This is a genomic window from Virgibacillus carmonensis, from assembly GCF_057836705.1.
Window position 1 is genome coordinate 1 of sequence record NZ_JBYQFJ010000145.1, and the last position, 727, is coordinate 727.

Sequence of the window (727 nt, forward strand, 5' to 3'; positions counted from 1 at the left end):
TCTCTCTTTGTCCGCCTTCAATTCACTTCCGGTAACCCATTTATGATTCGTCACTTTGTCTCCGCCATTTGTAGGCACATAATCAATCATGTATACCGTAGTTTGTTTAGCGGAATCAATTGTAGCAGTTGCGCCATCCATCCCTTTCATATGGGATGCTGTTATTGTGACCTCGGTTCCAGGTTCCAGTGGTTCCGTATCAGCGCCTTCAATTTCCTCCTGAATAACCCATTTATGATTTTTTACTCTCTCACCACCGGTTGTTGGCGTATATGAAATAACATAAGCAGTAGTATCATAAGCGCCAACTATTGTAGCATCAGCGTCCTTCATGCCTGGCATATGATCCGTTGTAAGGGTAGCCTGGCTACCAACTTCATACTTTGGATTTTCTGCAACCGCTAATCCTTCTGGAACTTCTCCTGATCCTGAATGCTCCATATCCATACCATCCATACCTTCGCCTGAATCAGAATTCTTTTCTTTGTTTTCCCCATTATCGGCTGCGTTATTTTCTGCATTTTCGGTTTGGTTATTTTCCCCATTATCGGCCGAGTTATTTCCCTCATTATCACCATTATTTCCACATGCAGCCAATGTAAATGCGGAAACGATTAGTAATACCGCCAACACTATCATTTTTTTACTTTTCATGTTAATCCTCCTTCAGATTTTTGTATAATTATTGTTTTTCATACTTGAACAACCGTGCGTTAATAGCTACTAC

Annotated in this window: 1 protein-coding gene; it reads right to left on the reverse strand. The window is 41.0% G+C overall.

Features of this window, described 5'->3' with window-relative positions:
• Window positions 1-654: YdhK family protein (locus tag AC3G7N_RS21000; RefSeq protein WP_489424094.1), on the reverse strand; the 654-nt coding region annotated here is incomplete at its 3' end.
• Window positions 655-727 lie beyond the last annotated feature (73 nt).